This is a genomic window from Streptomyces sp. PU-14G (assembly GCF_041028275.1).
GTDB lineage: Bacteria > Actinomycetota > Actinomycetes > Streptomycetales > Streptomycetaceae > Streptomyces.
Map to the genome: position 1 here is coordinate 1 of NZ_JASKYT010000645.1, position 1653 is coordinate 1653.

The following is a 1653-nucleotide window of genomic DNA, read 5'->3' on the forward strand; positions in this document are numbered from 1 at the left end:
GCCTCGAAGGAGCCCCCATGCCCGACCATGCCGACCTTCCGGGGGCCTCGCGGGCCGGCAGCGGCCCGGGGCCCCAACGCGCCGACTCCCGCCCCGGAATGCTGGTCGCACTCGTGCTCGCCGTACTGGGCTACCAGCTCAACGCCACCATGCTCGGCCCGGCACTGCCCGACGTCATCCACCGGCTCCACACCACCAGCGGACTCGTCGGACTCTCGCAGACCCTCTTCTTCCTCTTCGCCGCCCTCGGCCAGGTCACCCTCGCCCGGCTCAGCGACTACCGGGGACGCAAGCCCATGATGCTGCTGTGCGGCGTCCTGCTCATCCTGGGCAGCCTCGCCTGCGCCCTCGCGCCGCACATCGGCGTCTTCCTGGCCGGACGCGCCATCCAGGGCATATCCGCCGCCATGTTCACCCTGGCCTTCCTCACCCTGGACGACACCCTCACCCCGAAGGGCTTCGGGCGCGCCGCCGGGATCGTCACCGCGGTCAACGGCGGATTCGCCGGGGTGGACGCCGTACTGGGAGGCCAACTCGCCGACACCGTCGGCTTCCGCGGCATCTTCGCCCTCAGCCTCCTCGTCGCCGTGGCGGGAACCCTCGCCGTCCTGCGGGCCGTGCCCTCCGCACCGCCGGTCGCCACGGGCCGCATGGACTGGCGCGGCGCCGCCCTCCTCGCCGTCGGCCTGACGGGAGTGATGGTCGGCCTCGCGCAGGGGCAGACATGGGGATGGCTGTCCCCGGGGACGGCGGGCTGCGTCCTGGCCGGCCTGGCGGCGCTCGCGGCGTTCGGACTGGCCGGGCGGGGCCGCACGGACCCCCTCATCGACACCGGGCTGCTGCTCTCGCGCCGGGCCTGGCCGCTGATGGCCACCACGACCCTGACCCTCGCGGGAGCCTTCGGCGCCCTCACCCTCACCATCCCCCTCTTCGCGCAGGACCCGCACGCCGGTTACGGCATGAACGCCACCACCTCCGCGCTGCTGTTCTCCACGCCCGCTCAGGCGCTCGGCGTGATCGGCGCACCGGTCGCGGGCGTCCTGGGGCCCAGGATCGGCTGGCGCCGCAGCGTGGTCATCGGCTCCGCCGGCTCACTGGCCGCCTTCGCCGTCGCCGTCCCCTTCATGACCTGGCCGTGGGTGCTCGCCGTCGCCCTGGCGGTGCTCGGCCTGACCTACAACGGCCTCGGCATCACCGCCCTGAACTCCCTGGCCGTCGTCTCCTCGCCGACGCGGCAGAAGGGCGCGCTGCCCGGACTGAACGGCGCGTGCTTCGGGATCGGTGCCTCCCTGGGCACCGCCCTGGCCTCCGCCCTGATCACCGCAGCCGGTGGCCGCGGCGCCCACGGCACCGCCCTCTACACCGGTGCCATGTGGGCCTCGTTGGCGCTGCTGGCCGCCGCGATGGCGACCACGCTCGCCATCAAGGCCGCCCCCCGGCACACCCCGGGCGCGCAGGAAGCGGCGGAGGAGGCACCGGCACCCGCCGTGCACACCTGACCCCGCGCCACGACGCAAGACCCCGGCGTCCGCGCCGAGAAGCGCTATTCCCGGCGTCCGCGCCGGGACCCGCCATTCCCGGCGTCCGCGCCGGGACCCGCCGCCCCCCGGTACCGCGCTGGGAGGCACCATCCCCCGGCGTCCGCGCCGGGAC

Annotated in this window: 1 protein-coding gene; it reads left to right on the forward strand. The window is 74.9% G+C overall.

The window, feature by feature from the left end:
* Window positions 1-17: 17 nt before the first annotated feature.
* On the forward strand, window positions 18-1499 hold the full coding sequence (locus AB8Z75_RS34355) for an MFS transporter (RefSeq protein WP_369208976.1): 1482 nt from the start codon (window positions 18-20) through the stop codon (window positions 1497-1499).
* The last annotated feature ends 154 nt before the right edge of the window (window positions 1500-1653 follow it).

Bases quoted from the DNA above. Each gene is read 5' to 3' on its own strand.
- AB8Z75_RS34355 (WP_369208976.1), top strand. From the start codon at position 18: ATGCCCGACCATGCCGACCTTCCGGGGGCCTCGCGGGCCGGCAGCGGC.